General features: G+C 60.1%; 22 protein-coding genes. 16 read left to right on the forward strand and 6 right to left on the reverse strand.

Annotation, left to right across the window (positions count from 1 at the left end):
* Positions 1-43 precede the first annotated feature (43 nt).
* Positions 44-2,119: an elongation factor G gene (locus AB5750_RS07205; protein WP_128620655.1), complete on the forward strand. Its 2,076-nt coding sequence runs from the start codon at positions 44-46 to the stop codon at positions 2,117-2,119.
* Positions 2,120-2,233: 114 nt separating this feature from the next.
* Here AB5750_RS07205 and AB5750_RS07210 read toward each other — a convergent pair whose 3' ends face one another.
* Both AB5750_RS07210 and AB5750_RS07215 read right to left on the reverse strand, forming a co-directional pair.
* A complete protein-coding gene (locus AB5750_RS07210; protein ID WP_368145965.1) occupies positions 2,234-3,217 on the reverse strand; it encodes a DNA/RNA non-specific endonuclease in 984 nt (327 codons plus the stop codon).
* 119 nt (positions 3,218-3,336) lie between these two features.
* Positions 3,337-4,347 carry a LacI family DNA-binding transcriptional regulator gene (locus AB5750_RS07215; RefSeq protein WP_040359542.1) on the reverse strand — a complete coding sequence of 337 codons (1,011 nt, stop codon included), beginning with the start codon at positions 4,345-4,347 and terminating at the stop codon, positions 3,337-3,339.
* Positions 4,348-4,762: 415 nt separating this feature from the next.
* Here AB5750_RS07215 and AB5750_RS07220 point away from each other — a divergent pair, with 415 nt between their 5' ends.
* From AB5750_RS07220 to AB5750_RS07245, 6 genes are all read left to right on the forward strand, one after another.
* Complete coding sequence (locus AB5750_RS07220; protein WP_006235614.1) at positions 4,763-6,235, forward strand: PTS fructose transporter subunit IIC; 1,473 nt, start codon at positions 4,763-4,765, stop codon at positions 6,233-6,235.
* A gap of 144 nt (positions 6,236-6,379) precedes the next feature.
* On the forward strand, positions 6,380-7,654 hold the full coding sequence (locus AB5750_RS07225) for a class II D-tagatose-bisphosphate aldolase non-catalytic subunit (protein ID WP_006235615.1): 1,275 nt from the start codon (positions 6,380-6,382) through the stop codon (positions 7,652-7,654).
* A gap of 125 nt (positions 7,655-7,779) precedes the next feature.
* Positions 7,780-8,463, forward strand: a complete 684-nt coding sequence (gene fsa / locus AB5750_RS07230; protein WP_006235616.1) for a fructose-6-phosphate aldolase — start codon at positions 7,780-7,782, stop codon at positions 8,461-8,463.
* Positions 8,464-8,526: 63 nt separating this feature from the next.
* Positions 8,527-9,357, forward strand: coding sequence for a transketolase (locus tag AB5750_RS07235; RefSeq protein ID WP_117746489.1), 831 nt, complete (start codon positions 8,527-8,529; stop codon positions 9,355-9,357).
* Positions 9,357-10,295, forward strand: a complete 939-nt coding sequence (locus AB5750_RS07240; RefSeq protein ID WP_368145964.1) for a transketolase family protein — start codon at positions 9,357-9,359, stop codon at positions 10,293-10,295. Before AB5750_RS07235 ends, AB5750_RS07240 begins: the two co-directional genes overlap by 1 nt.
* Before the next feature lie 11 nt (positions 10,296-10,306).
* Positions 10,307-10,759, forward strand: a complete 453-nt coding sequence (locus tag AB5750_RS07245) for a PTS sugar transporter subunit IIA (protein ID WP_117746490.1) — start codon at positions 10,307-10,309, stop codon at positions 10,757-10,759.
* A 783-nt stretch (positions 10,760-11,542) separates the two neighbouring features.
* Here AB5750_RS07245 and larE read toward each other — a convergent pair.
* Positions 11,543-12,421 carry an ATP-dependent sacrificial sulfur transferase LarE gene (larE, locus tag AB5750_RS07250; protein ID WP_368145963.1) on the reverse strand — a complete coding sequence of 293 codons (879 nt, stop codon included), beginning with the start codon at positions 12,419-12,421 and terminating at the stop codon, positions 11,543-11,545.
* Positions 12,422-12,594: 173 nt separating this feature from the next.
* On the opposite strand from larE, the gene AB5750_RS07255 reads away from it, so the two are divergent.
* Positions 12,595-13,245, forward strand: a complete 651-nt coding sequence (locus AB5750_RS07255) for an HAD family hydrolase (protein ID WP_368145962.1) — start codon at positions 12,595-12,597, stop codon at positions 13,243-13,245.
* Between the two features lie 113 nt (positions 13,246-13,358).
* On the opposite strand, the gene AB5750_RS07260 is transcribed toward AB5750_RS07255, so the two are convergent.
* Positions 13,359-14,468, reverse strand: a complete 1,110-nt coding sequence (locus tag AB5750_RS07260) for a LacI family DNA-binding transcriptional regulator (RefSeq protein ID WP_227790790.1) — start codon at positions 14,466-14,468, stop codon at positions 13,359-13,361.
* Between the two features lie 312 nt (positions 14,469-14,780).
* On the opposite strand from AB5750_RS07260, the gene glmS reads away from it, so the two are divergent.
* On the forward strand, positions 14,781-16,628 hold the full coding sequence (glmS, locus tag AB5750_RS07265) for a glutamine--fructose-6-phosphate transaminase (isomerizing) (RefSeq protein ID WP_368145961.1): 1,848 nt from the start codon (positions 14,781-14,783) through the stop codon (positions 16,626-16,628).
* Positions 16,629-16,741: 113 nt separating this feature from the next.
* Here the strand turns inward: glmS and AB5750_RS07270 are convergent, their stop codons facing one another.
* On the reverse strand, positions 16,742-17,443 hold the full coding sequence (locus tag AB5750_RS07270) for a GntR family transcriptional regulator (RefSeq protein ID WP_226790702.1): 702 nt from the start codon (positions 17,441-17,443) through the stop codon (positions 16,742-16,744).
* Between the two features lie 193 nt (positions 17,444-17,636).
* Between AB5750_RS07270 and AB5750_RS07275 the strand changes: the two genes are divergently transcribed.
* The 3 genes from AB5750_RS07275 (at position 17,637) to AB5750_RS07285 (ending at position 20,815) form a co-directional block, all read left to right on the forward strand.
* On the forward strand, positions 17,637-18,671 hold the full coding sequence (locus tag AB5750_RS07275; RefSeq protein WP_368145960.1) for a YeiH family protein: 1,035 nt from the start codon (positions 17,637-17,639) through the stop codon (positions 18,669-18,671).
* A gap of 266 nt (positions 18,672-18,937) precedes the next feature.
* Positions 18,938-20,155 (forward strand): helix-turn-helix domain-containing protein, encoded by a 1,218-nt coding sequence (locus AB5750_RS07280; RefSeq protein ID WP_368145959.1) that lies wholly within the window; start codon positions 18,938-18,940, stop codon positions 20,153-20,155.
* An 84-nt stretch (positions 20,156-20,239) separates the two neighbouring features.
* A complete protein-coding gene (locus AB5750_RS07285) occupies positions 20,240-20,815 on the forward strand; it encodes a hypothetical protein (protein WP_368145958.1) in 576 nt (191 codons plus the stop codon).
* A gap of 64 nt (positions 20,816-20,879) precedes the next feature.
* On the opposite strand, the gene AB5750_RS07290 is transcribed toward AB5750_RS07285, so the two are convergent.
* Positions 20,880-21,401 carry a nitroreductase family protein gene (locus AB5750_RS07290; RefSeq protein ID WP_196033289.1) on the reverse strand — a complete coding sequence of 174 codons (522 nt, stop codon included), beginning with the start codon at positions 21,399-21,401 and terminating at the stop codon, positions 20,880-20,882.
* Between the two features lie 294 nt (positions 21,402-21,695).
* On the opposite strand from AB5750_RS07290, the gene AB5750_RS07295 reads away from it, so the two are divergent.
* From AB5750_RS07295 to AB5750_RS07310, 4 genes are all read left to right on the forward strand, one after another.
* On the forward strand, positions 21,696-21,986 hold the full coding sequence (locus AB5750_RS07295) for a hypothetical protein (protein WP_006235631.1): 291 nt from the start codon (positions 21,696-21,698) through the stop codon (positions 21,984-21,986).
* 179 nt (positions 21,987-22,165) lie between these two features.
* On the forward strand, positions 22,166-22,666 hold the full coding sequence (locus AB5750_RS07300) for a MarR family winged helix-turn-helix transcriptional regulator (protein ID WP_368145957.1): 501 nt from the start codon (positions 22,166-22,168) through the stop codon (positions 22,664-22,666).
* Positions 22,666-24,390 carry an ABC transporter ATP-binding protein gene (locus tag AB5750_RS07305; protein ID WP_368154965.1) on the forward strand — a complete coding sequence of 575 codons (1,725 nt, stop codon included), beginning with the start codon at positions 22,666-22,668 and terminating at the stop codon, positions 24,388-24,390. Before AB5750_RS07300 ends, AB5750_RS07305 begins: the two co-directional genes overlap by 1 nt.
* Before the next feature lies 1 nt (position 24,391).
* On the forward strand, positions 24,392-26,398 hold the full coding sequence (locus AB5750_RS07310; protein ID WP_368145955.1) for an ABC transporter ATP-binding protein: 2,007 nt from the start codon (positions 24,392-24,394) through the stop codon (positions 26,396-26,398).
* Positions 26,399-26,443: the final 45 nt, after the last annotated feature.

The raw sequence follows: 26,443 nt of genomic DNA on the forward strand, positions 1-26,443 counted from the left end.
CGTTGGCGTCGCGCAATGCGCGCGGCCCTGCAAGGAGGTCATCATGGGTGCTCCCAAGACCGGCAATGTAAGGAACGTGGTGCTCGTAGGCCAAGGCGGGGTGGGCAAGACTTCACTCGCCGAGGCCATGCTCCACCTTTCTGGCAAGACCGCCCGCCTGGGCGGCCACGACGGCACCAAGCCCACGCTCGACTATGACCCCGAAGAGGTCAAGCGTGCATTTTCCATCTCGACGACCATTGCACCGATCGACTGGAAGGGCGCGCGCATCAATGTGCTCGATGCCCCGTGTTACCCCGATTTTATCGGCGACGCCTTTGCCGCGATGAGCGTCTGCGAGACGGCTCTGTTTGTGGTCGACGCCGAGGCCGGCCCGCAGCCTACGACGGTTAAGCTCTGGTATGCCGCCGAGGACCTGCGCTTGGCGCGTGCGGTGTTCGTAAACCGCCTGTCGCGCTCCGAGGCCAGCTTTGCGACCACGATGGACCTGCTGCAGGAGCGCTTTGGCACGCGATTGGGCGCCGTGACCCTTCCCTGGGGCGAGGGCGAGGACTTTGACGGCATTATCGACCTGGTGCGCATGAAGGCGCGCCATTGCAACGGCACCGAAGCCGTTGAGTCGGAGATTCCCGAGGAGTATCGTGCCCAGGCCGAGGAGGCCCATGACCATCTGTGCGAGTTGGTGGCCGAGGCCGACGATGAGCTGATGATGAAGTACCTGGAAGGCGAGGAGACGCTGACGCAGGAGGAGCTTGAGGGCTTGCTGTCGAAGGCGATTGCCGAGCGCATCTTTGTGCCGGTCTTTGCGGGCGATTGCATCAAGGAGCAGGGCGTCAACTCGCTGATGGACGACATCGCGACGTACTTCCCGGCGCCGACCGACTACGGTGAGATGCCGCTTATCGACGGCGATTCGCTTAAGATCTCGAGTGACGATGACCGTCCGGTGGCGTTTGTGTTTAAGACCTTGGCCGATCCGCAGCAGGGTCGCATCAGCTTTATCAAGGTGCTGACGGGTACGCTTGAGCCGGGTCTTGAGCTGATCAACGCGCGTACCCGCAAGGGCGACCGTCTGGCTCACCTGTATGTGATGTGCGGCCGCGACATGACCGAGGTCGGTCACGCCTATGCCGGCGACATTATCGTGGCACCCAAGCTGGCGGCCGAGACGGGCGATACGCTCTCGATTACCGGCAAGGTCGAGGCTGCGGCGTTTAAGTTCCCCAACTCGCAGTACCGCATTGCCATCGAGGCCGAGAATCGCGGCGACGAAGAGAAGCTCTACACGTTTATCGAGAAGGCCTGCAAGGCCGATCCGACCATGAGCATCGACCGCGACGAGGAGACCGGCCAGACCATTATCTCCGCCGTTGGTGAGGCGCAGGTTTCGGTGCTGCTCAACCGTCTGGAGGACCGCACCAAGGTCGTTGCCAAGAGCGTGCCGATCCGCATCCCGTATCGCGAGACCATCCGCCGCACGGCGAGCGCTCAGGGCCGCCACAAGAAGCAGACCGGTGGCGCCGGTCAGTATGGCGACTGCTGGCTGCGCGTTGAGCCGCTCATTGGGCCCGACGGCACGAGCGATGGCTATGAGTTTGTGGACGAGGTCGTAGGTGGCCGTATTCCGCGCTCGCTGATCCCCGCCGTGGACAAGGGTGTCCAGGAGACCATGAAGGACGGTATTATTGCCGGCTATCCGCTCACGGGCATTCGCGTGGCTGTGTACGACGGCTCGTATCACAGCGTCGACTCCAACGAGATGGCGTTCCGCGCGGCGGCTCGCATCGGCCTGCGCAAGGCATGCGCCGATGCCGATCCGGTGGTGCTGGAGCCCATCGAGGAAATCACGGTGACTATCCCCGAGAGCTACGCCGGCGCCGTGATGGGCGACATCTCGGCATCGCGCGGTCGCGTGACGGGCATGGAGACCGATGAGCGCGGAGACACCGTGGTCATCGCCCAGGCGCCGCTGGCCGAGCTGACGGATTACTCGACGCGCCTGCGCTCTATCACGCGCGGCACGGGTGACTTTACCATGAAGCCCGCTGGCTATGAGCAGGTGCCTTATGACGTTCAGGCCAAGCTGGTCGAGCGCTATGAGGAGGGCCGCGCCAAGTAGCGTGGGACTTTGCCTGCAACATGCATGCCGATGCAAGGGCTGCTCTGGGCAATCCAGGGCGGCCCTTTTTGGTCCCCGGTGGGGTTGCAAATCGGTTCTTGTCGTGGCTTGGGGCTAGTTCCCCGAGGCCTGGTTGCGGCCGGTGACGTAGTCGATCTGAACGTGCGGCTGTAGGTTATAGCAGTACACGTGGAAGCACAGGGTCTTGCCGTGGTCCTCGACCGATTGCGCCTCAAGGCGCACACCGCGGCAGACAAGTTCCTCTTCGTTATACATGGGCGTGACGCGGTAGAGCACATGGTTGCCCGTGTCGCGGATGTAGCCGAGAATCTGCTCCTCAAACGGCAGCATGCTCGTTTCGTTGAGATAGCGCGTGCCGGTGAGGAGATTTTTGCGGTTGGCGTTTTCGCCGCAGAGCGACCAGGCGATAAGGTGGCAGCGGTTGTAGAGGCTCTGGCCCGGAATAAAGTCGTAGCGCTGCTGGTGCCAACCGGCAGGATGGATACGCGAGATATCGCCGCGCTCGCCTTGACCGAGTGATTCGGGGCCCACGCAGGCGAGTGCTTTGCGGGTGCGGCCCAGGCTGTCGAGCTTGGAGAACTTCTTAAAGCAGCCCTCTTCTGTAGCGCGCTCGTATTCATCGAGCGTGAATGATGGTGTGCCGAGCGGGTGCGTGCTGTCGGCGCGAAGGGCAACGTAGGGGTTGCCGGCATAGTCGGGAATGCTGCTGAGATAAACACCGCGGGCGCGGTTGAGGTCGGGGTTTTCGACTTCGTCGATGGGGGTGGCGGCGCTGTCCGCGGAAGCGCCGTCGCCGGTGTCGGTTGCGGCGGAATCGGAGCCATCGCCAGAGTCTTGGCTATTTTGAGAGTCCGAGGAACTCGCTGTTCCCGATTCGAGCCGGGCGACCAGGTCCGCCTCGTCGTCGGTGCGGCTGGGGCTCTCGTTTTGTTTTTCGGCCAGAGCCGTCGCCTGTTCATCGCTTTGCGGCGACAGCAGCTTGGGAGCTCCGTCGAGCGATCCCGTAAACAGCGCAAACCCCAGCACCACGGCGGTGCCGATGGAAAGTACTTGCTTGTAGGTGGACTTGCGCGACATTGAGGCTCCTGGATGGACGGTTGGGAATCTACCAGTCTAGCAGGAGCCGGCAAGGGCCGTTCTGTCGAACAAATACTTAAGATTTGAGACAAACGCTACTGATTCATTTGTCCCGCGGTCTAGATCGAGGTGGAGTCGAGCCAGTTGAGCTTGCACTCGAGAATGCGCTGCTCGCCGGGTTCGCTGCTTCCGTCAAGTAGGGCGAGCAGCATCTCGGCTGCTTCGCGACCTTCTTGGTCGACGGGCTCGATGATGGTGGAGACGGTCGGTGTGGTGAGATTAGTCCAGTCTTCGCAGTTGAGTCCCAAAAGGCCGATTTGCTGCGGAAGCAGATGGGCCATTGGCTGGAGGGCCTTGTAGACACGGGGAAGTGCCCACTGATTTTGCACGAAGATAAGGGTTCGCTTGGCGGGATTGAACTTGAATTTAAAGTATTCAGTGAGCTCGTTGATTGACGGCTTGTTGTGATCGATGGGAATCGCTTTGTAGAGCTGCCCGTTCGCTGCCAGCGCCTCGGCATACCCCTGAAAACGCTCCATGCGGGTGCGCATTTCGGTCATGTTGGCGGCAATGGAAAAGAAATCTTCGTAGCCGGCGTCGAGGAGTGCCTGTGTGGCGTTGTACACGCCGTCGTAAAGGTTGGTTTTGATCCAGCTGGTACCTGGGCTATAGATGGCCGCATCGAAAAAGACGACCGGCTTGCCGGCGCGTCTAATGCGGTCATGCACGGCTTTGAAGTTTGCCGTGGGCTGGATGATAAAGCCATCGACGCCCAGCGAGAGCATCTTGTCGACGTACATGAGCTCGGTCTCGGGGTTAAAGTTGCTCGTGCAAACGACCGTCTGGTAGCCCGCGGGGAGCATGACCTGCTCCATGCCATTGAGAACGAGCCCCGCCCATTTGTTGGTGTTATCCAAAATGATGATGGCAATGACGTGGGTTTGCTTGCCGGTGAGCGTCTGCGCTTGGGCGTTGGGAACGTATCCGAGTTCCTTAATGACGCGCGCGATTTTGTTCTGCGTCTTCTCGCTAAGCTTTTCTCGTTTGTCGTTGAGGTAATACGAGACGCTTGCCGTCGAGGTTCCCGCCTCTCGAGCGACGTCTGCGATCGTAACGCGCTGTTTTGCCACAGCGACTCCTTCCGACAGATGAGCATTTTCCAACATGATGACTTTGAGTCTTGGTGAAGGATACGCTTCGGTGAGCGGCTTTTTCCTTTCATATGAGTATGCAACAAATGCGGCATACGGGTGGGGTCGAAATTTGTGACCGGCATGCGCATCTGCCGTCTACCGAGAAAACCAAATACTTCTTGACTTTTGAAATCGAGGGCAAAATCGCAGGATTCATTTTTGGTTAAACGCATAACTAAATCGCATAACCAACGCTCTGACCTGCGCGTTTACCGAAATAAGCTGGCATTAAGAAAAACGAGCACCTATATTGTTCTTGTCGAAAAGACAGCAAGTCCAAACGGCAGGGGATGCTCCGGAGGCCTCCGCAAACGGTGTCTTGCGCACGCAACTCTATGAAAAGAGGGAAGCAATGAAGATCGTAGGCGTTGCCGCCTGTACTGTGGGTATCGCCCACACGTATATGGCCCAGAAGGCGATTCAGGATGAATGCGCCGCCCGTGGCATCGAGTGCAAGGTCGAGGCTCAGGGTGGCCTGGGTATCGAGAATGAGCTCACGCAGGAAGACGTGGACTCCGCCGACCTGGTCCTGGAGTCCGTCGACGTGGGTGTCGAGAACGAGGACCGTTTTGAGCAGAAGATGGCCGAGGGCAAGTTCCTGAAGGTCGGCACCTCTGATGTAATCGCCGATCCGGTAAAGATCATCGACCAGGCCATTGAGATCATCAAGGCGACGGGTGGCGCCGTTGACGCGCCCAAGGCCGAGGCCAAGGCAGAGAAGAAGGCCGTCTCCGCTGCCCCGCAGGCCCCGACACCGGCGTCCAAGCAGTCTATCTTTGCCGATCCTGGCAAGACGCTGCTCAATGCATTCAATACCGGCGTTTCCTATTTTATCCCCATCGTCGTTATCGGCGGCGTGTTTCTTGCCTTCTCGCTGGCATCCGGTACCGCCGGCGCCAACGGCATGGAGGTTACGAACCCGCTGATGGTGAGCCTTAACACCATCGGCATGGCCGGCATCTCCATGATGATCCCGGTGCTTGCGGCATACATCTCCTACTCGATGGCCGGCAAGCCCGCGCTCGCCCCCGGTTTTGTCCTGGGCTACCTGGTCAATAACGCAGTCGTTACCCCTAACGGCAACAGCGTTTCGACCGGCTTCTTGGGCGCCATGATCATGGCGGTCATCTGCGGCTACTTTGTCCGCTGGATGAAGACCTGGAAGGTCAACAACACCATCCAGACCATCATGCCCATCCTGATCATCCCGATTCTGACCTCGCTTGTCCTGGGCATGGCCTATATCTACATCCTGGCCACGCCGCTTGGCTTTGTGATGGACTGGCTCACCGGCGTGCTCGGCAGCCTGCAGGGCGGTTCCGCAGTTGTCCTGGGTCTGGTCATTGGCGTTATGACCGCCTTCGATATGGGTGGCCCCATCAACAAGACCGCCTCGACCTTCACCATGGCCATCATGGCCTCCGGTATCTACGGTCCTAACGGTATGTTCCGCGTCGCCGTCGCCGTTCCCCCGATCGCCTGTGGCCTCGCTGCGCTCATCGCCAAGAACAAGTTCGATGACGCTGACCGCCAGATGGGCATCTCCGCGCTGTTCATGGGCTGCATCGGTATTACCGAGGGCGCTATCCCCTTCGCGGTCAAGGACCTCGGTCACACCCTGCCCGGCATTTGCATCGGCTCTGCCGTGGGTGCGGCACTTGCCGCCTTCCAGGGCATCGACTGCTACGTCCCGCACGGTGGCTTTATCGTCGCCCTTGCCACCAACAACGTCGCGCTGTTCTGCCTGGACATCGTGATTGGCGCCGTGGTCGCCGCTGCAATCCTGATTGCCATGAAGCCCACGCTCGATAAGCAGGCCAAGTAAACCTTTAAGGACTCCGGTTGTGCGGAGGGATGGATTTGACTCCGCACAACCGCCCCTACACAACAAAATCCATCCGTACTGATAGGGCCCACATCTGGGTCCCAGGGAACTTTTGTCAAAAATCCTCTGGAGAAGGAGAACAAAATGTCCAACCTCACCATCCGTCAGGCCGTTCAGGGCATGCTCAAGCTGCAGGATAGCGGCGATCACGCAACCATGGTCGGCATTGGCCCCATGAGCCCCAACCTGATTCAGGCCGTGTTCGAGCTTGCCAAGGACGAGGATTTCCCGCCCATGTTTATCGCCAGCCGCAACCAGGTCGATATGGACGAGATGGGCGCCGGCTACGTCAACGGTTGGGACCAGACGCGCTTTGCCGCCGACATCAAGAAGGTTGCCGACGAGGTGGGTTACACCGGTCCGTACTACCTGTGCCGCGATCACGGCGGTCCGTGGCAGCGCGACGAGGAGCGTAACGCCCACCTGCCCGAGGACGAGGCCATGGAGCTCGCCCGCAAGTCCTTCGTCGCCGACATGGAGGCGGGCTTTGACCTGCTGATGGTCGACCCCACCAAGGACCCCTATCAGATCGGCAAGGTTATTCCGCTCGACGTGGTGCTTCGCCGCACGATCGATCTTATCGACTACCTTGAGCAGTACCGTCGCGAGCATAACCTGCCCGAGGTCGCCTATGAGGTCGGTACCGAGGAGACCAATGGCGGCTTGACCTCTACCGATAAGTACGAGGAGTTCATTTCTCAGCTGCAGCCCGAGCTCGAGAAGCGCGGCTGCCCCATGCCCACCTTTATCGTCGGCCAGACCGGCACCCTTACCCGCTGGACGGAGCAGGTCGGTCACTACAACTTCAAGAACGCCCGCGAGCTTGCCGATATGGCCAAGCGCTATGGCGTGGGCCTGAAGGAGCACAACGCCGACTATCTGGACGACGCGACGCTGCTCGAGCACATCCCGGCACACGTGACCGCCTCCAACGTCGCTCCGCAGTATGGCACCGAGGAGACCCGCGCCTACCTCAAGCTCTGCGCCACCGAGCAGATCCTGGTCGACAACGGTCTGTGCGATGACCCCTCCGACCTGTATCACACGCTGCTGGTCAAGGCTATCAAGACCGAGCGCTGGCGCAAGTGGATGACTGGCGACGACGTCAACCTGCAGGTCGATGACATCCTTGCCGACGATGAGCTCAGCCTGAAGATCCTGGATGTCTCCGGCCACTATGCGTTCAACGATCCCGAGGTCAAGGAGCAGGTCGAGAAGCTCTATCGCAACCTCGCTGCCCAGGACATCGACGGCAAGCGCTTTGTGATCGAGCACATCAAGCGCCCGATCAAGCAGTACGTCGTCGGTCTTAACCTCAAGGGCGTCACGAGCCGCATCGAGAAGGCTCTCGAGGACTAAGTAGCTTTTCCTACACGACGCCGGGCCTGGGGCATGTCCCAGCCGCAGGCCCGGCACATAGGACAAAGGGACATCCCCTTTGTCCTATTTTTTGAGTTTTGGATTCCTTCGAAGGAGTTTGCACCATGAAGTTCTTTATCGATACTGCCAATCTGGACGAGATCGCCGAGGCCAAGAGCTGGGGCTGCCTGGCCGGTGTTACCACCAACCCGTCCCTGTACGCCAAGACCGGCGGCAAGCTTGCCGACTTTGAGCCGCATATGCTCAAGATTGCCGAGCTCTGCGAGGGCCTGCCCGTTTCCGCCGAGTCTACCGCTACCACTGCCGAGGGTATGATCGAGGAGGGCAAGCGCCTTGCCGCCCTCGCCCCCAACATCGTGGTCAAGCTTCCCGTGTGCGAGGCCGGCCTTGCCGCCTGCCGTGCACTGGCCGATGCTGGCGTGCGCGTCAACATGACGCTCGTCTTCTCGCCGACGCAGGCCCTTATGGCCGCCAATGCCGGTGCTCGCTACATCAGCCCGTTTGTCGGTCGTTTCGATGACATCGCCGAGGACGGTATCTCGCAGCTCGACAACGTCGTGACCTGCATTAAGAACTACGACTGGACGGGCAAGAACGTCGACGACACCGTCGAGATCATCACCGCCTCGGTTCGTACGCCCAACCACGTGACCCAGGCCGCGCTACTCGGTGCCGATATTGCGACCGTGCCCATGGCCGCTCTCAAGAAGTGCCTGCATCATCCGCTGACCGACCAGGGCCTCGCCTCTTTTGAGGCTGACTGGCAGAAGGTCGTCGCTCAGGCTTAACGAGTGGATTGCCCCGGCATCGCGTCATCCGGTGCCGGGGTTGTTCTCAAGAGAGGAATTCGTATGACCAACCAGGAGCTGGCGAAGGTCGCCAATGAGGTCAGGAAGGGTGTCGTGACTGCGGTTCACGCGGCCAAGTCGGGACACCCGGGTGGATCGCTCGGTGCTGCCGACATCATGACGTATCTGTACTTTGAGGAAATGAATATCGATCCTGCCGACCCTCACAAGGCCGATCGCGATCGCTTTGTGCTCTCCAAGGGTCACGCGGCGCCGGGCCTGTATTCGGTGTTGGCAAATCGCGGCTATTTTCCCGTCGAAGAGCTCGAGACGCTCCGTCATATTGGCAGCCGACTGCAGGGCCATCCCAACATGAACGACGCCCCTGGCATCGATATGTCCACCGGATCGCTCGGTCAGGGCATCTCTGCTGCAGTTGGAATGGCGCTTGCCGCTAAGCACTGGGGCGACGGCTACCGTGTCTACACGTTGCTGGGCGACGGTGAGTGCGAGGAAGGCCAGGTGTGGGAGGCGGCCATGTTCGCCGGCAACCATGCGCTCGACAATCTTGTTGCCGTCGTCGACCACAACGGCTTGCAGATTGACGGCACGATCGATGAAGTCAACTCGGCCATGCCGCTCGCTGACAAGTTCCGCGCCTTTAAGTGGCATGTGATCGAGCTCGCCGACGGTAACGACATGGCGCAGATTGCCGCCGCCTTTGCCGAGGCCCGCAAAGTGAGCGACTCGCCCGTGGCCATTATCGCCGAGACGGTGAAGGGCAAGGGCGTCTCCTTTATGGAAAACCAGGTGGGCTGGCACGGCAAGGCACCCAACGATGAACAGTTTGAGCAGGCCATGGCCGAGCTCGCAGCAGCAGGGGAGGAGCTCTAATGGCAGACGTCAAGATAGTCGCCACGCGCGTTAGCTATGGCGAGGCACTTGTCGAGCTGGGCAATGAGCGCGATGACTTTGTGGTTCTCGATGCCGACCTGGCCGCCGCCACGCAGACCGGTAAGTTTAAGGCTGCGCACCCTGAGCGCTTCTACGACGCCGGCATTGCCGAGAGCAACCTGATGGGTCTTGCCGCCGGCATCGCGACCACGGGCCGCGTTGCTTTTGCGAGCACCTTTGCGATGTTTGCCGCCGGTCGCGCCTACGAGCAGGTCCGCAATTCCATCGGCTACCCGCACCTCAACGTCAAGATTGGCGCTACTCATGCCGGCATTTCGGTGGGCGAGGACGGCGCCACGCACCAGTGCTGCGAGGATATCGCACTCATGCGCACGATTCCGGGTATGACGGTGGTCGTTCCCGCCGACGACGTCGAGGCTCGTGCCTGTGTGCGCGCCGCCTATGAGTTTGAGGGCCCGGTTTACATGCGCTTCGGCCGCCTGGCAACACCGGTCATCAACGACTGCGAGGACTATGAGTTCAAGATTGGTCGCGGCGTGGTCGTGCGCGAGGGGTCCGATGTGACCATCATCGCTTGTGGCCTTATGGTCGCCGAGGCGCTTGAGGCTGCCGAGGCGCTCGCTGCCGATGGCATCGATGCCGAGGTCATCAACATGCATACGATCAAGCCGCTCGACGAACGCCTGGTTGTAGCCAGCGCCAAGAAGACCGGTCGCGTGGTCACTGCCGAGGAGCATTCGATTATCGGCGGTCTTGGCGAGGCCGTTGCCTCGGTGCTAGCGGAGCAGTATCCGGTGCCGATGCGTCGCGTCGGCGTGCGCGATGTGTATGGCGAGTCCGGCCCTGCGGTCGATTTGCTGCACAAGTACGGTTTGGACGCCGACGGCATCGAAGCTGCGGTCAGGTCTGTGTTGTAAGGAAGGTTTCCATGGGATTTGTATCTGCCAACCAAGTGACGATAGGGTATACCGCCGCCTCGCGCGAGGATGCCCTGCATTATTTGTCCGATCAGGCCGTCGAGCTCGGCTTTGCTGACGACGCATCTGCCGTAGAGACTGCCTTCATGGCTCGCGAGAACGAGGCCGAGACTGGCCTTGTCGCCGGTTTTGCCGTTCCACATGCCAAAAGCGATGCTATCCACACGCCGGGCGTTGCCGTGCTTAAGCTGGTCGAGCCCGTTGAATGGCCGAGCTTCGATGGTGTGCCCGTCGATGTTGCGCTCGCGCTGTACGTGCCTGCCGGCGAGGCAGGAACCACGCACCTGCGCTTGCTCTCCAAGGCTGCCGTGATGCTGATGGACGCCGGCTTCCGTGACAAGGTGCGCGCGAGCACCGATCCCGTTGAGATTGCGGAGCTCATCAATAGCGGACTCGAAGACTAGAACGGTCATCCCGTTCAATCAATTGATCCTTCTCCAAGGAAAAGGGCCGCGACGCCGTATGGGTGTCACGGCCCTATTTGCGTTTCCCCAGATAAAACCTGCCAAAATAAACCTGTCCCTTTTTGGCAGGTTAATCGGGGACTATTTCACCGCAACTTAGGGCACGGTTAGGAAGTGTGCACCTTAAAGAGTGGAGCCCATGATTAGAGAGGTCGCGCTCATCTCGCTAAATGTCTCTCTAAAGAGAAGGTTGGTTAGAGAGATAGCATTAGGCAATCTAGCAGCGAATTCGATACATCTCTCTTAATGTCTCTCTAAAACAAGGCGCTCATCTCTCTAACTTTAGAGAGATGAGCGCCTTGTTTTAGAGAGACGGAATGCCAAAATTCGTCCGTCAGCTACCATCTGCCAAAAATGACGGATAAAGGGCTCATCGAAGTAATGGGTTCATCGACGAGCCGCAACCGCCGCTATCGGAAGAAGTAGATGCAGGCGAGTCGCCCCTCTTGTGTCTCTCGAAGTGAGATGGGTGCTAGGGGGGGCGACTGCCTCGCGATATTTCCCCAGATAAAACCTGCCAAAATAAACCTGTCCCTTATTGGCAGGTCAGTTAACGCAGTGCAGGTTGAGCATATGCGAGCGAGCGGGCTCCGGGTGCGGTAAGGTGACGTGAAACAAGCGGGCGCTGACCTTTTGGTCGCGCCCGTGAAGTTGAGCGTCAGATTGCCGTGCCCGGGGCCTGCGCAGCGCCGAGCGGTTACGCCGTTTGTAAAACGGCGTAACTTAAAGATTCATGTTGCCGTGAATGTAGGGGGTGACCTCGGGGGAGATATGGTCGCAGCCCAGTTCGCGCAGCGCGGACTTGATAACGGCGGGCAGCGGGGTCTTGCCCTTGTCGTCGACGGCGGCACCGCCGAGGGTGGCAATCTTGGCGACATCTGCGGGTGCGGCCTCGATATGCATGCAGCCGCCGACCAGGCGCGCGCGTACCTGTGCCAGATCAAGATCGTGCAGGTAATCCTCGCAGGCGCGAATCAGGGAGACCTTCTCGCGCGTAAGCTCCTCGCCCGTGGGGACGCGCGTGGCAAGACATGCTCCCGCCGGCAGGTTCCAAACGGGATAACCCCATGCGCGCAGCAGCTCGCGCTCTTCGTCCTTGGTAAAGCCGACCTCCATAAGGGGTGAGCGTACGCCGAGCTCTTCTGCCGCACGCATGCCGGGGCGGTAGTCACCGCGATCGCTTGCATTGCTGCCATCGATGACGGTGGGAAAGCCGAGCGACTTGGCGTGGTTGACGATGGCGGTAAAGCCAGCGTGCTTGCAGTGGTAGCAGCGATTAGCATCGTTGCAGGCTACTTGGGGGAGCTGCAGCTGATCGACCGAAAGATTGAGCACGGGGAGCTTAAAATGTGCCCCTTCATTGGCTTGTCCATCAACGGACCGCTCAAACGAGGCCTGCTCGGGCGTGCCGATGAGCGGCGTGGTGAGATGGACGAGGAGGGTATTGGTAGGCATGATGCGGGCGCATACGGCGGCCAAAAAGCTGCTGTCAACGCCGCCGGAAAACCCGATAGCCACGCGCCCGTATGCCAAAAGCAGCTGTTCGAGCGCCGATAGCTTGTCTTGAAGCTCCTCTGCGGGTGCCGTGGTGTCTAAAATCATGAAACGGTCCTTATCGTTGAGTACTCGATCGAAAACTATAATCCTAATGCGTTACTTGCCATAAGACTTCTACCTATGTAACGAAAGTGCAATATGGTATATACGTTATATACAAGTTGCCAAATGCGGTAGAGTTACAGCAACGCGACAGCGAGAGTCGATGGGGGACCGATATGATCAAGGCTGTTATTTTTGACATGGATGGAACGCTGGTCGATACCGAGCGTTTGGGGATTAAGGCCTGGAAGGCAGGCGCCGCTGAGCTGGGGCTCGCGATTGATGAAGCGCTGATCCATCAGTTTATCGGCCGCACGCTGCCCGATGTTATGGATATCCTTGATGAGCATTGCGGCAGCCACGAAACCACCGAGGCGATCTATCGTCGCCACAAGGAGATTCGCGACGAGATGGTCAAGACCGAACTGGAACTTAAGGCCGGCGCCGCCGAGTGCCTAGACGAGCTGCTGGCTGCGGGCTATCACGTTGGTCTAGCGACGTCGTCGCGCCTCGTTACGGCCGAGCGCAACCTTAAGATGGTTGGCCTCTTTGACAAGTTTGAAACGGTAACGTGTGGCGAGGACGTCGTGCACGGCAAGCCCGACCCCGAGATGTATCTGCTTGCCTGCGAGCGCGCGGGCTTTGCTCCCGAGGAATGTGCCGTGGTCGAGGATTCGCGCAACGGCTGCGTCTCGGGCATTACGGCCGGCTGCCATGTCTTTGCCGTCCCCGATATCGTGCCGCTGCCGCAGGACGTGGTGGATGGCTGCGAGGCCGTGCTCGATACGCTGTTCGATCTGGCGGCGGCGGTCAAGGCCGTGCGCTAGACAATTGCGGCGTTGAAACGAGCAATTGCTTACGTTTGCGCTTAAGCAAAAGGGGTCCGGCAATGGTCGGGCCCCTTTTGCTTAAGCGGCGACTTAGCATACTCGCGGGCGTGCTATAGATACGCACCGAGGTTGATGGCCGTGGCGTCGGTCTGGCTGCTTGCCTGGGTGCTGGCGCGTTCCAGTAGGAACGGACGTACCAGTTCTTGGCGGTTGATATCCTCGGCGGCGACTGCGGTGACGGTACGCGCTGCGGAGCCGACACGGATATGCTTGATCTTTGCCGGGGCCTTGTTCTCGATTTGCTCCATCAGCAGTTGGACACCCTTGCGGCCAATCTCGTAGCCCGGGGGCGCTACCGTAGTGAGCGGGACCGATCCGCTCCAAGCGAGCGGGTTGCCGTCGCATCCGGCCACGCGTACTTGCCCGGGGACAGAGATGCCCTTGTCGACCAGTGCCGAAACGACGCCCGAGGCCAACACATCGGTCAGACCGACGACAAAATCGGGACGTTCGTCCGCGGGGCGCTCGGCGATTTGGGCACCGATGCCGTAGCCGTCGGCAGCGGTATTCCATTCGCCGGCGTCGATGACTTCGATCTTGATATCGGGGTGCAGGGCGAGCGCCTTATGAATGCCAAGGACGCGCAGGGTGAGTTGCATAAATGCTGCTCGGCCGACGACGACAATATGGTGCGCGCCGCGGGCGATAGCAAGCTCGGCAATGATGCGACCCTGGGCCTCGTTGTCGGCCGCTACGTAGTAGCCGGGCTCAGAGCAATGGATGTCCAGATGGACGATCGGCACGGGCATCTTGGTCATGGCGGGGTGCCAGTCGGGGGATGCCATGGGCTGAACCATGACGCCGGACATCTGGGTGCCCATAAAGTAGCGCAGGTAATGGTCCTCGAGAATATCGTCGTTATCGGCGTTGGCGATGAGCAAGTCGTAGCCGTGCTTGCGGGCCTCGTTGTGGGCGCCGCTGGCGATTTGGAGCGAAAAGCCGTGATCGAGACGGGGGAGCACCAGGCCAAAGGACTTGGTGGCGCCGCCCGCGAGCTGACGAGCGCTTTGGTTGGGCAGGTAGCCAAGGCGACTGATGGTCTCGTTGATGAGCTTGAGGGTCTCGGGGCGCAGCTTTTCGGGATGGTTGAGCGCGTTGGAAACCGTGCCCAACGAAACCCCGGCTTCGCGCGCGACGTCGCTGATTTTAACCTTTGCCATAGCGGCCCCTTTGATGCGTTTCAAGTACAAGCCAGATTGTAGCATCCCAAACCTTCCAAAAAGGGACAGGTTTATTTTGGCAGGTTTTATCTGGGGAAACGCTGTTGCCAGCGCGACCACCACGAAGGGGGCAGGTACCTTTGTGGTGGTTTGGACCGGCTGGACGTGTGTGCATCGAGTGGTATCTAAGTTGAGATACCACTTCTGGTATATCAGCTTGCGTTTGCGTGAGTACAATACTCGAACGTTGTACGTCTCAGCGCCCTTTGTGCGTGGACGTCTTGCAGTCACGCGAACGAAGGGATTTATCTTATGTGCGGAATCGTCGGCTACACCGGCTCTGATATTGCAAAGAACATCCTGGTCACGGGCCTCAAGCGTATGGAGTATCGCGGCTATGACTCCTCGGGCGTCGCGCTCGAGGTGGGCGAGGACGCCGCGGTGCACCTCGACGTCATCCGCCGCGTGGGCAAGGTCGCGGGCTTGGAGAGCGAGCTTTCCAACATCGACAGCGACGCTACCTGCGGTATCGGCCACACCCGTTGGGCCACCCACGGCAAGCCCTCCGTCGTTAACGCTCACCCCCACACCAGCTGCGACGGTCGTATCGCCATCGTCCACAACGGCATCATCGAGAACTTCGCCGAGCTGCGCGAAGAGTTGGAGGGTCGAGGCCACCACTTTAAGAGCGAGACCGATACCGAGGTCTTCGCGCATCTGATCGAAGAGGCCTATGCCGAGACGCACGACCTGATGGCCTCCGTGCGCGAGGCTTGCACCCACGTGGTCGGTGCCTATGGTCTGGCCGCCGTGTGCGCTGACGAGCCCGGCGTGATCGCCGTGGCCCGCAAGGATTCCCCGATCGTAGTCGGTGTGGGCGAAACCGGCTCCTATGTCGCCTCCGATGTCATCGCGCTCATCGACGCCACCCGCGATGTCGTGGTGCTCGAGGACGGTCAGTTTGCCAAGCTCACGCCCGCAGGCGTCGAGTACACCGACGAGGCCGGCAACGTTATCGAGCCCAAGGTCACCCACATCGATTGGGACCTGGACATGGCAGAAAAAGGCGGTTATCCCGACTTTATGCTCAAGGAGATTCACGAGCAGCCGCGCGTCGTGCGCGACACGCTGGTTGGTCGTATGACGCCGGCCGGCGAGCTCGACATCGACGAGCTGGGCCTTTCGCTCGAGGAGCTCAACGACATCGACCGCGTCTACGTGATCGCTTGCGGCACCAGCTATCACGCTGGCCTCATTGCCAAGAATCTCATTGAGGGCTGGGCTCGCATCCCCACCGAGGTGGAGGCGGCCAGCGAGTTCCGTTATCGCAACCCCATCATTACGCCGACGACGCTTGTCGTTGCCGTGTCCCAGTCGGGCGAGACGGCCGATACCCTTGCCGCCATTCGCGACGCGCGCATCAAGGGTGCCAAGGTCTTCGGCATCACCAACGTGGTGGGCAGCCCCGTGGCGCGTGAGAGCGACGGCGTCATCTACACCAAGGCCAACAAGGAGATCGCGGTCGCCTCGACCAAGAGCTTCATCGGCCAGGTTGTGAGCCTGACGCTGCTGGCCCTGCTGCTGGCGCAGGTCAAGTACCGCCTGACCACCAAACAGGCACGCATGCTGTTCCGCGAGCTTTCCGATACTGCCGAGCAGATCCAGTGGATTTTGGACACGCAGACCGATGCCGTGCATGAGGCTGCCCTGCTGTGCAAGGATGCGCAGTCGGCGCTGTTCGTGGGCCGCGGCATGGGTGCCGCTATTTCCTACGAGGGTGCGCTCAAGCTCAAGGAGGTCAGCTACCTGCACGCCGAGGCCTACGCCGCCGGCGAGATGAAGCACGGCCCCATTGCCCTGATCGACCCGGGCTTCCCTGTCATCGCTGTGGCCACCAAGAGTGCCACCTACGACAAGACCGTGTCGAACCTTATGGAGTGCAAGGCGCGCGGTGCCAAGGTCATCGTCGTTGCCACCGAGGGCGACGAGGAGATCAACAAGATCGCCGACTGCATTATCCGCGTGCCAGCAGTCCGCGACGTGTTCAGCCCCATCACGGCGAGTGTCCCGCTGCAGCTGCTCGCCCGCGAGGTCGCCATCCTGCGCGGTTGCGACGTTGACCAGCCCCGAAACCTCGCCAAGAGCGTCACGGTAGAGTAGTTGGTTCCGCCGTTCTAGCGACTAAGGCCCGGCTCCGCATCAAGACGGAGCCGGGCCTTGTTGCATTTGCCCGGATAAAACCTGCCAAAATGAACCTGTCCCTATTTGGCAGGTTAGCGGAGCTTACTGGTCTCGAAGTACTCGGGGAACTGGTCCAGAACCTCGGTTTGGTTGCGGAACATCATGTGCAGGTGCTTGCTGACCAAAAAGCTCGCTTCGATGGGGTCGCGACCGGCGATAGCGCGGCGAATCTGCTTGTGCTCGTTCACGATGTCCTGATTGTCGAGAACCTGCGTGGCAGCGCGCAGCCAGCGGAAGCGCTCCAGGTCGGCATTGGTCTCTTCGAGCCACGACCACACGGTGCTGCGACATGCGATGCTAAAAATCATGTGATGCATGAGGTTGTCGCTCAAAAAGAAGCCGATGCGATCCTCTTCGGCCATGGCCTTTTCCTGCAGCGCGATGGCGCGGTCGAGCTGCTCGATGCCGGCCGACGTGGCGCGCGCACAGCATTCCACGATCACCTGCTTTTCCAGATGTTCGCGGATGTAACAGGCACTCTCGGCAAGGGTGAGGTTGATGGGTGAGACGTAGGTGCCGCTCTGGGGCACGGTGCGCACCAGGCCTTCCTGCGCCAAGCGAACCAAAGCCTCGCGCACGGGCGTGCGACCCATATCCAGGTCGTCGCAGAGTTGCTTGACGCCCAGCTTTTCGCCCGGCTTGTAGTCCAGGTAGACGATTTTGCGTCGAATGGTGTGGTAGGACTGGTCCTGTAGGCTCGTTTCCTGCTCGCCGACGTGCATCGATTCTTCCATAGCGCCTCGCAACTGTTCTATCAAACTCATATGTCAGTTGTTAATTATGCCGCGAATCAGCTCTCCGCGGTGGGTAATTCGGCTGTCGCCCGAGAACTATTGCGGCATCTTAGTCTGTGTTTGCGCAAGGCTGCGCTCAATGTTGCCGTATCATAAGCCGTCGCAAACGTGAAATAGAAAGAAGGAATCCCATATGCAACTGGCAAATATCGTACGCGAGCGCTGGAAAGGCGTCTTGTTCTGCCTGATCATCGCTATCCCCGCGACGTTGCTCGGCAAACAGATTGAAGTGGTCGGCGGTCCGGTATTTGCCATCCTCTTTGGCATGGTCCTGGCGCTCGTCTTTCCCAAGAATCGTCGCGAACAGCTCGCCGCCGGCGTTACCTATACGTCCAAAAAAGTCTTGCAGTACGCGGTTATCCTGCTTGGCTTTGGCATGAACCTCTCCCAGATCCTGTCCAAGGGCGCCCAGTCGCTGCCCATTATCGTGGCGACAATCTCGACCTCGCTTGTCATCGCCTTTGTGCTCTGCCGCGTTATGAATGTGCCGGGTAAGATCGCGACGCTTGTGGGTGTGGGTTCGTCGATTTGCGGCGGTTCTGCTATCGCCGCGACTGCACCCGTCATCGATGCCGACGATCGCGAGATTGCCCAGGCCATTTCGGTCATCTTCCTGTTTAACGTTATCGCGGCGCTCGTGTTTCCGACGCTCGGCGGCATGCTCGGGCTGACCAACGAGGGCTTTGGCCTGTTTGCCGGCACCGCCATCAACGACACCTCGTCCGTAACGGCCGCGGCGAGCGCTTGGGACAGCATGCATCCCGGCGCCAATGTGCTCGAGAGCGCCACGGTGGTCAAGCTCACCAGGACGCTGGCCATTATTCCCATCACGTTGGCGCTTGCTTGCTGGCAGATGCATCTGGCGCGCAAGGCCGGCGGCGACGCCAAAAGCACGTTCTCGATTAAACGCGCGTTTCCCATGTTTGTGCTGTTCTTTGTGCTGGCGAGCGTGATCACCACGGTGCTTCAGCTTCCCGCGTCCTTTACGGCGCCCATCAAGGAGCTGTCGAAGTTCTTTATCGTGATGGCCATGGCGGCTATTGGTTTTAATACCGATATCGTCGAGCTGATCAAAAAGGGCGGCAAGCCCATCGCGCTGGGCTTTTGCTGCTGGATTGGCATTGCGTGCATGAGTTTGGGAATGCAGCACGTGCTGGGAATCTGGTAGAGAAGTAGCTTATTTGCGTGCTGCGTGCCGGTGAGCGCATTCTCACGGTGGAGCGATAGGAGCTCTTGCGGGTATGGCTTGTCCGCAGGTTTATAAGTCCCGAAGAGCTCTTATCGCCCCGCCAGGATGGCGATGCGGGGCAACACCTATACTCGCAGGACGGCGCTTTCTGCCCTATAGTGTTTGGTGAGCAATATCGTTCAATTTTGAAACACTTGGTCGTGCGACCGTCAGCGGTTGCACGTCGCTGCGGACAGGGGCAAATCATGGATAGCGATGCCAAGCTGAACATCTTGACTGGGGCCCTGGCTGCTGCCGGGGCCTCGGCATTGGCAATCGATGCGCGTGGGGACGTCGCGATCTCGACCATGAATGACGCGGCACTTGAGCGGGATGTGGCGGCTTTTGTTGCCGAACGCCTCGACCGTATAGGAGACGGTGCGCGCCTTGTTATGGGGCGTGCGGGTACGCGCCTGAGCCTGACCGTTCGCCCCACCGACAAAGAGGGCGGGGGCCTTTGGGTCGTCGTGGTCCGCGAGGTGCGCGGCGCCGCGGCGCATGCGGGCATCGAGTGGCTCAACGCCGACGAAGTTGAGGCCCGCTACGAATCGAGTGCGTACGGCATCGTTGAGGGGGCGGCCTCGGTGGCTGCGCCGGTTGCCGAGAGCTATGCGCGCGGCGTGCCCCTTATGCTCGAGGGCGAGCTTGGCGCTGGTCAGGTCGAGATTGCCAAGCGCCTCTATCTGGCTGGCCCTTTTGTCGATCAACCCTTTGTTTCCGTCGCGCTCGATGAACTCACCGATCGCGGTTGGCGCCATGTGCTCAAAAGCTCCGAATCGCCGCTGTTCCAAACGGGGCTGACACTTTGCATTGAGGGCTGGAACGCGGTTGGCCCCCAGCGCCTCCGCGAGCTTGTCTCCACGATGACCGACACCGCGTTGGCGACGCGCTGCCATGTGGTGCTGACGGCGAATGACATGCCGGGCGGCGGCGAAAGTGATCAAGCCGCCTTTGTGACCGAGCGCTTCGCCTGTGCGGTGAGCGTGGCGCCGGCAATCGCCGAGCAGGGAGCCGCGTCGACGAAGGCTGCGCGCTATTTGGAATATCTCGCTGATGCATTTGGGACGGCAGCGCCCACGCTGTCTGTCGCGGCGACGAAGACGCTCGATGCTTACCGCTGGCCGCGCAATTATCTGCAGCTCCGCGAGGTCTCGGAACGACTGTATATATTGGTGGGGGCGGGCACGGTGGACCGCGCTGTGGCGGAGGAAGTGCTCGCCCAAGAGGACGTGATTAAGACCGCAACCTTTGGCGCCCCGACGCTCGAAAGTGACCTGTATATCCTGCGACCGCTGGCCGATACCGAGCGAGATATCGCGCATCTGGTTGTAGATCATCTCCACGGCAACCGAACCCGTGCGGCGGAGGTGCTGGGCATAAGCCGTACAACGCTGTGGCGCTTGCTGAAGGACGATGACCGTTGAGCGAGGCGCCCGTGACCGCGCGCGACGCGTGTGCTACAGTCCAAAGCGTTATTGCTTCGATTTGGTTACGGCGTGCGAGGGCATATGGCTGAGACTTCAAAACCGAGCCGCAGAAGGCGGAGTGCCGCGCCGGTCAACCGACGCACAACATCGGTGACGTGGGGCAAACACGCCTCGGGGTTTGATGGCTCGTTCAAGCGCACTAAATACGGCTATCCTTCGGCAAGCGCCCGCTTGGCAATGCAGGCAGAGTCCTCGCTGTTGGGCCGCAAACGCGTGGTGGGATCAAAGCTCAAGCACGACGGAACGCTCGGCTACATCAGCCGCGGGGCGGCTCGCCGCAGCGGGCTCAATCCCGCCGGCTGGCATCGCTACGTGCCGATTGTGGCCGCCGTTGCAGTGATCGTCATCGCGCTCGCTGCGCTCGGATATGCCGGCGGTGGCGCCAACTTGGACGCAATGTTTAAATCGCCCGAGCTCGCGCATGCAGGCACAGAAGTTGTCGAGGGCGCACAGACCCAGACGGGCGTTGCGCCCCAGCGCGGTATCGTCGCGGCGGCCTCCACCATCGCCGATGCGCAAAAGGACGAAGACAAGCAAGGCGACGACGTCGAAACGGCCCAGACGAACGAAACAACGACAACGGCGACGTCAATATAAGTTGCGAGTGGGGTAGCTAAAATAGCCCCGTCCCAAATTAGCTACCCCTGCTGACGTTCCTGTACTATTTCACGTACACCACGTTGTTGCGGCGCGGCTTTGCCTCGGGTAGCGTGTCCTCGGCGTAGCCAAGAATGCAGTTACCGACGCCGCGCAGGCTGCCGTCGGCGGGCAGGCCCCAGCTGGCCAGCAGCTCCAGGCCCTCGGGCGAGTCAAAGACCTCATGCGCGCGGTGAATCCAGCACGAATCGACACCCAGTGCATAGGCGGCGTTGAGCAAGTTGCCCATGGCGAGCGAGCCGTCTTCCAGATGTGTGGGCACGCTGCGGTCAACCAGCACCACCACAACGGTCTTGGCGCCATAGAAGGGGTCGCTGTTGCTGTCCATGACCTGGGCGTTGAGCTGTGAGAGATGCTCGACGGTCGCGGGGTCGGTGACGGCGACAAACGTCACCGGCTGGCGGCCCATGCCGCTCGGTGCATATTGGCCGGCTTCGATAATACGTGCAAGCTTTTCAGCCTCGACGGGACGATCGCTGTAGTTGCGGCAGCTGCGGCGGTGAATGAGTGCTTCGATAGTCTCCATGGTGTCTCCTTGCGGTGGCGTTGCAGATGCCCCGTTCATACCCGTCGGGCTTAAACGATAGACGGTCAATTGCCCGGCCAAAAGGATAGATTCCAATTGGGAAAGTAGGTTTGCATAAAAGTACCTTCAGAATGTGACAAACAAATGGGATGGTTAAACGTTTTATCCCGTCTACCCTGCGGTTTTTTACCACTTGCCTAAATGACGAACGCATAACCTTTGATAAAGGTTTTACTAAAGGAGTACCAACGTTTATCAATGCGCCGTGGTGGCGCCGGGCCAGGAGGTAACATCATGTTCCAGGCTGGAGATGTCGTCGAGACCGATTTCGAAGGATTTCTGAAGCTGCTGCGTTCCAAGACGCGCGCTTTCGTGTCGATCAACGATCACGAGTACTACATCACGCACACCGATGGCTATTGGCGTGTTCAGGATTGCGAGGCCCTCAACGACAAGGGCCACTTTACTGACTGCTCCGAGCTGGTCAACACGGTCTGCGAGGTCGTCGAGCTGCCGTGGATTGCCGGCAAGAGCCTGCATGACAGCTTCTCGGGTGCTACGGTCTATGAGGCCGTCGCTGCTTAACAGCCAACACTCGATATTCTCTCGCAACCGCCGGCGCCGCCCCCGCGCCGGCGGTCTTTTTTGTCGATATGCTTATGTAGAGCCGACCATAAACAACGAGCTTGTTGACGATAGTCAAAACTCGGACTAATGAAGAGATATTAATTGGTCAAAACTCGGACTATCGAATGGTGGGAGAGATGAATAGTGCAGTTAGCCCGGTCGATTTCGACCGGATGCTCAACGGGCCTGACCGTATCTATTCGGAGTTCGCGCGCGCCTGCGGTCTTTCGGACTGCGCCTACTGGATGCTCGTCGACACGAGTGCGGCGGGCGGAAGCGTTGCCGTGAGTCGGCTGACGAGTGAATGGTTCTACAGCAAACAGACCATCAATTCGGCGATCAAGACGCTTAGGGCGCGAGGGCTTGCGACGTTGGAGTTTGCCGAAGGTAGTCGTAAGAACAAGGTTGTGCGACTGACCGAAGAAGGCGTGCGGTTTGCCAAGCGCTACGCGTTGCCAGCGCAAAAAGCCGAGCAACAGGCATTCGAGGCGCTCGAGCCGTGGGAACAGCGCGAGATCATGCGCTTGGTCGGTAAGTTCTCCCATGTTCTTAACGAAGAGTGCGAGGCATTTAAACGGCAAGTGGCCGCTGAGAACGAGGCTGACGATAAGAGCGAAGGGGAGACATGCGACTCTTAATGAGGTTTATGAGGCCGTATCGCGGGCTGATTGCGGTGACGCTGTTTGCGGTGCTGATAGATAACGTCGGTACGCTGTTGGTTCCCACGATGCTGGCGAACATGGTCAACACCGGTATTACCACGGGCGATATCGACTATATTTTACGCAACGGCCTGTACATGCTTATCGCGACCGGCATGGCCAGCGGCGGCACGGTGCTGGGCTGCTATCTTTCGGCGCGCCTGGCCGCCAACGTGGCCTGCGATATCCGCAATGCCGTGTACGACAAGTCGCTCGAACTCGCGGCTAGCGACTTTGAGCGCTTTGGCACGGGTTCGATGATCACACGCTCGCTCAACGACATCAACGTGATTCAGCAAGCTGTCCTTCAGACGATTCAGTTGGTGCTGCCGGTGCCGTTCTTGGCCGTGGCAGGCATCATTTTTGCTTGGTTCATCGATCCCGCCATGGGCACGCTGCTGGGTGTGGTCGTTGCGATCGTGCTGGTGGCGGCGGTCTTTACGGTGGCTAACGCCGCGCCGATCTTTATGCGCCTGCAGAGCTTTATCGACCGCATGAACGTGGTGCTGCGCGAGAACATCGTGGGCGTGCGCGTCATCCGCGCATTTAACAAGGAGCGCCACGAGGAGCAGCGCCTGGACGAGGTGTTTAGCGATTACGCGGCCAACGCCATCAAGGTCAACCACCTGTTTGTGGGTCTCGACAGTTCCAGCTTCTTTTTGATGAATATCGCCGAGGTGGCGGTGCTGTGGGTGGGCGGCAACCGCGCGGGCGTCCACGCCATGCAAATCGGCAGCATCTCGGCCGTGTTGGAATACGCGATCTTGATCCTGTTCTTTGTGATGATGGCGCAGATGGTGATTCTGACGCTTCCGCGCGCTGCGGCGTGCCTCAACCGCGCGCAGCAGGTGTTGGAGATTGAGCCGAGCATCGTCGATGGCGAGCGCACGCTGGATGACGGGGCGCGCGAGCCCCAAGACGAAGCCGATGCGGTGGCTGTGTTCGACCATATGTCGTTTCGCTTTGACGATGCCGACGAGGACACCCTGTGCGACCTGAGCTTTGCCTGCCGTCGCGGTCAGACGACTGCGATCGTTGGCTCGACAGGCTCGGGCAAATCGACGGTGGCAAAGCTTCTGCTGCGCTTCCACGATGCCACCAAGGGCTCCATTCGCCTGAATGGTGTGGACCTGCGCGAGCTTACGCAAGATGAAATCCGCGGGCGCATTGCCTATGTGCCGCAGAAGGCGTGGCTGTTCTCGGGCACGGTGGCGAGCAACCTTCGCTTTGGTAACGAAGGCGCGACCGAGGGCGACATGCTTCACGCGCTTGAGGTTGCCCAGAGCACCTTTGTACTCGACCAACCGCAGGGGCTCGATACCCCGGTGGCGCAGGGCGGTACGAACTTTTCGGGCGGCCAGCGCCAGCGTTTGGCAATCGCCCGTGCGCTCATGAAGCATGCCAATCTATATATCTTCGATGACAGTTTTTCGGCCCTGGACTTTAAGACTGATGCCGCCCTGCGTCATGCGTTGCAAGACGAGACGCGTGACGCTGCGGTGCTCATCATCGCGCAGCGCATCTCGACGATCTTGCACGCCGACCAGATCGTCGTGCTCAAGGATGGCGAGGTTGTGGGTCTGGGCACGCATGGCGAGCTTATGGAAACCTGCGAGGTGTACCGCGCCATCGCGGAATCGCAGATGAAGGGAGGTGAGTAGCATGACCGAGGAGCTCAAGAAGCAGGGCGGCGTTGATGACACCGCTGCCGCGGGACTGGTCGAGGAAACGGCTGCCGCGTCGACCGAGCTGGATGACGCCGCCAAGGCTGCAGCCGAGCGCGAGGCTCGCCGCCAAGCGCTCTACGAGGAAAACGAGCGCGCCGAGGACGAGCGCGCTCGCGCTGAGGCAGAGCGTATGCGCGACGTGGACGACGAAGACGAAGACGAGAAACCCCGCGACACCTGGGCGACGGTGCGCCGCCTGTGGAGCGAGGCTGCCGGCGACCATTGGCGCTTCTATATCGTGTTCGCGAGCATTGTGTTCTATGCCATCTTTAACACCGCTGCGCCGGCATATAGCGCCCGTGTGATCGATGAGCTGTGGGGCCACATTCAGGTGGCGTTTGCCAACGACACCACCTTCAACATCACCTGGGAGAATTGCGGCAGGACCATCTTCATCTACTTTATGATTTGGACGGCCGCTGCCTCGTTCTACGCGCTCCAGAGCTTTTTGATGTCGAGCGTGGCCGAACGCCTCAACCTGCGTCTGCGTAACCGCATCGCCCAAAAGCTCAATCGTCTGCCGCTCGCCTATTTTGACGCGCATCGTCCCGGCGAGGTCGTCAGCCGCGCGACCAACGACCTGGACAAGATGTCCGAGAGCATGCAGCGCGGATTGCTGCAGCTGCTCGTGTCGATCGGCACGGTTGTTGGTGCTGTGAGCGTGATGTTCGTGTTCAGCGTGCAGCTTACGCTCGTCTTTCTGTTCTTTACGGCACTGTCGCTGCTGGTGACGAAGGTCGTCTCGCGCCGCACACACGATGTGACGGGCGAGCGCCAGGAGTGGGTGTCCAAGATTACGAGTGCGGTCGAGGAAGGCTATTCGGGCCGTCTGGTGATCCGCGCGTTTAACCGCGAACGTCAGAGCTCCGCTGAGGTGCACGAGGCTTCGAAGGAACTGGCTCGTGTGAGCACCAAGGCCGACTTTATGATCAATGCTGTCGGCCCCGCAGTGCGCTTTATCGGCCGTTTGGCGCAGATCGTTATTGCGCTTGTGGGCTGCAGCATGTTGGTTGCCGGGCATATGACCGTCGGCGTGTTCCAGGCGTTCTTCCAGTTTATCTATGAGGCGTCCGAGCCCATGACGCAGCTGTCGTTTACCTTTAACTCGCTGCAGAGCGCGCTGGCGAGCGCCGAGCGCGTGTTCGACCTGCTCGATGAGCCCGAGATGGAGGCCGATCCGCTGCCGGACAAGGCCGCCAAGCTGCCGGGTCGCGTGGAGGGCCGCGTCTCCTTTGAGCATGTGCGCTTTGGTTATTCGCCCGACAAGCCGCTTATGCGCGACGTGTCGTTTACCGCCGAGCCGGGCCAGAAGATTGCCGTGGTGGGAACCACGGGCGCAGGCAAGACGACGCTCATCAACCTGCTCATGCGCTTCTACGAGATTGACGGCGGGCGTATTACGCTCGACGGCGTGGATACGAGCCGCATGGATCGCGGCGAGCTACGGCAGCAGTTTGGCATGGTGCTGCAGGACGCCTGGCTGTTCGATGGCACGATTGCCGAGAACATCGCCTACGGCTGCCCCGAGGCAACGCGCGAGGAGATTGTTGCGGCTGCGCGCGCCGCCCAGGTTGACTTCTTTGTGCGCACCATGCCGCAGGGCTACGACACGCGCGTGGCCAACGATGCCGAAAGCATCAGCCAGGGCCAGCGTCAGCTGCTGACCATCGCACGCGTGCTGCTCAACAACCCGGCGATTCTCATCCTGGACGAGGCGACCTCAAGCGTGGATACGCGTACCGAGCTTGCCATCGGTCGTGCCATGGACGCGCTCATGCGCGGGCGCACGAGCTTTGTGATCGCGCACCGCCTGTCGACGATTGTTGATGCCGACCTGATCTTGGTCATGGATCACGGCAACATTATCGAGCAGGGCACGCATAAGGAGCTGCTGGCTGCCGAGGGTGCCTACGCCGACCTCTATCTGAGCCAGTTCGCATAATGTGGCAAAGGGACAGTCCCGCATGTCACATCAAAAAGAAAGGCG

The sequence above is a fragment of the Collinsella aerofaciens genome, from assembly GCF_040926185.1.
Taxonomy (GTDB): domain Bacteria; phylum Actinomycetota; class Coriobacteriia; order Coriobacteriales; family Coriobacteriaceae; genus Collinsella; species Collinsella aerofaciens_BC.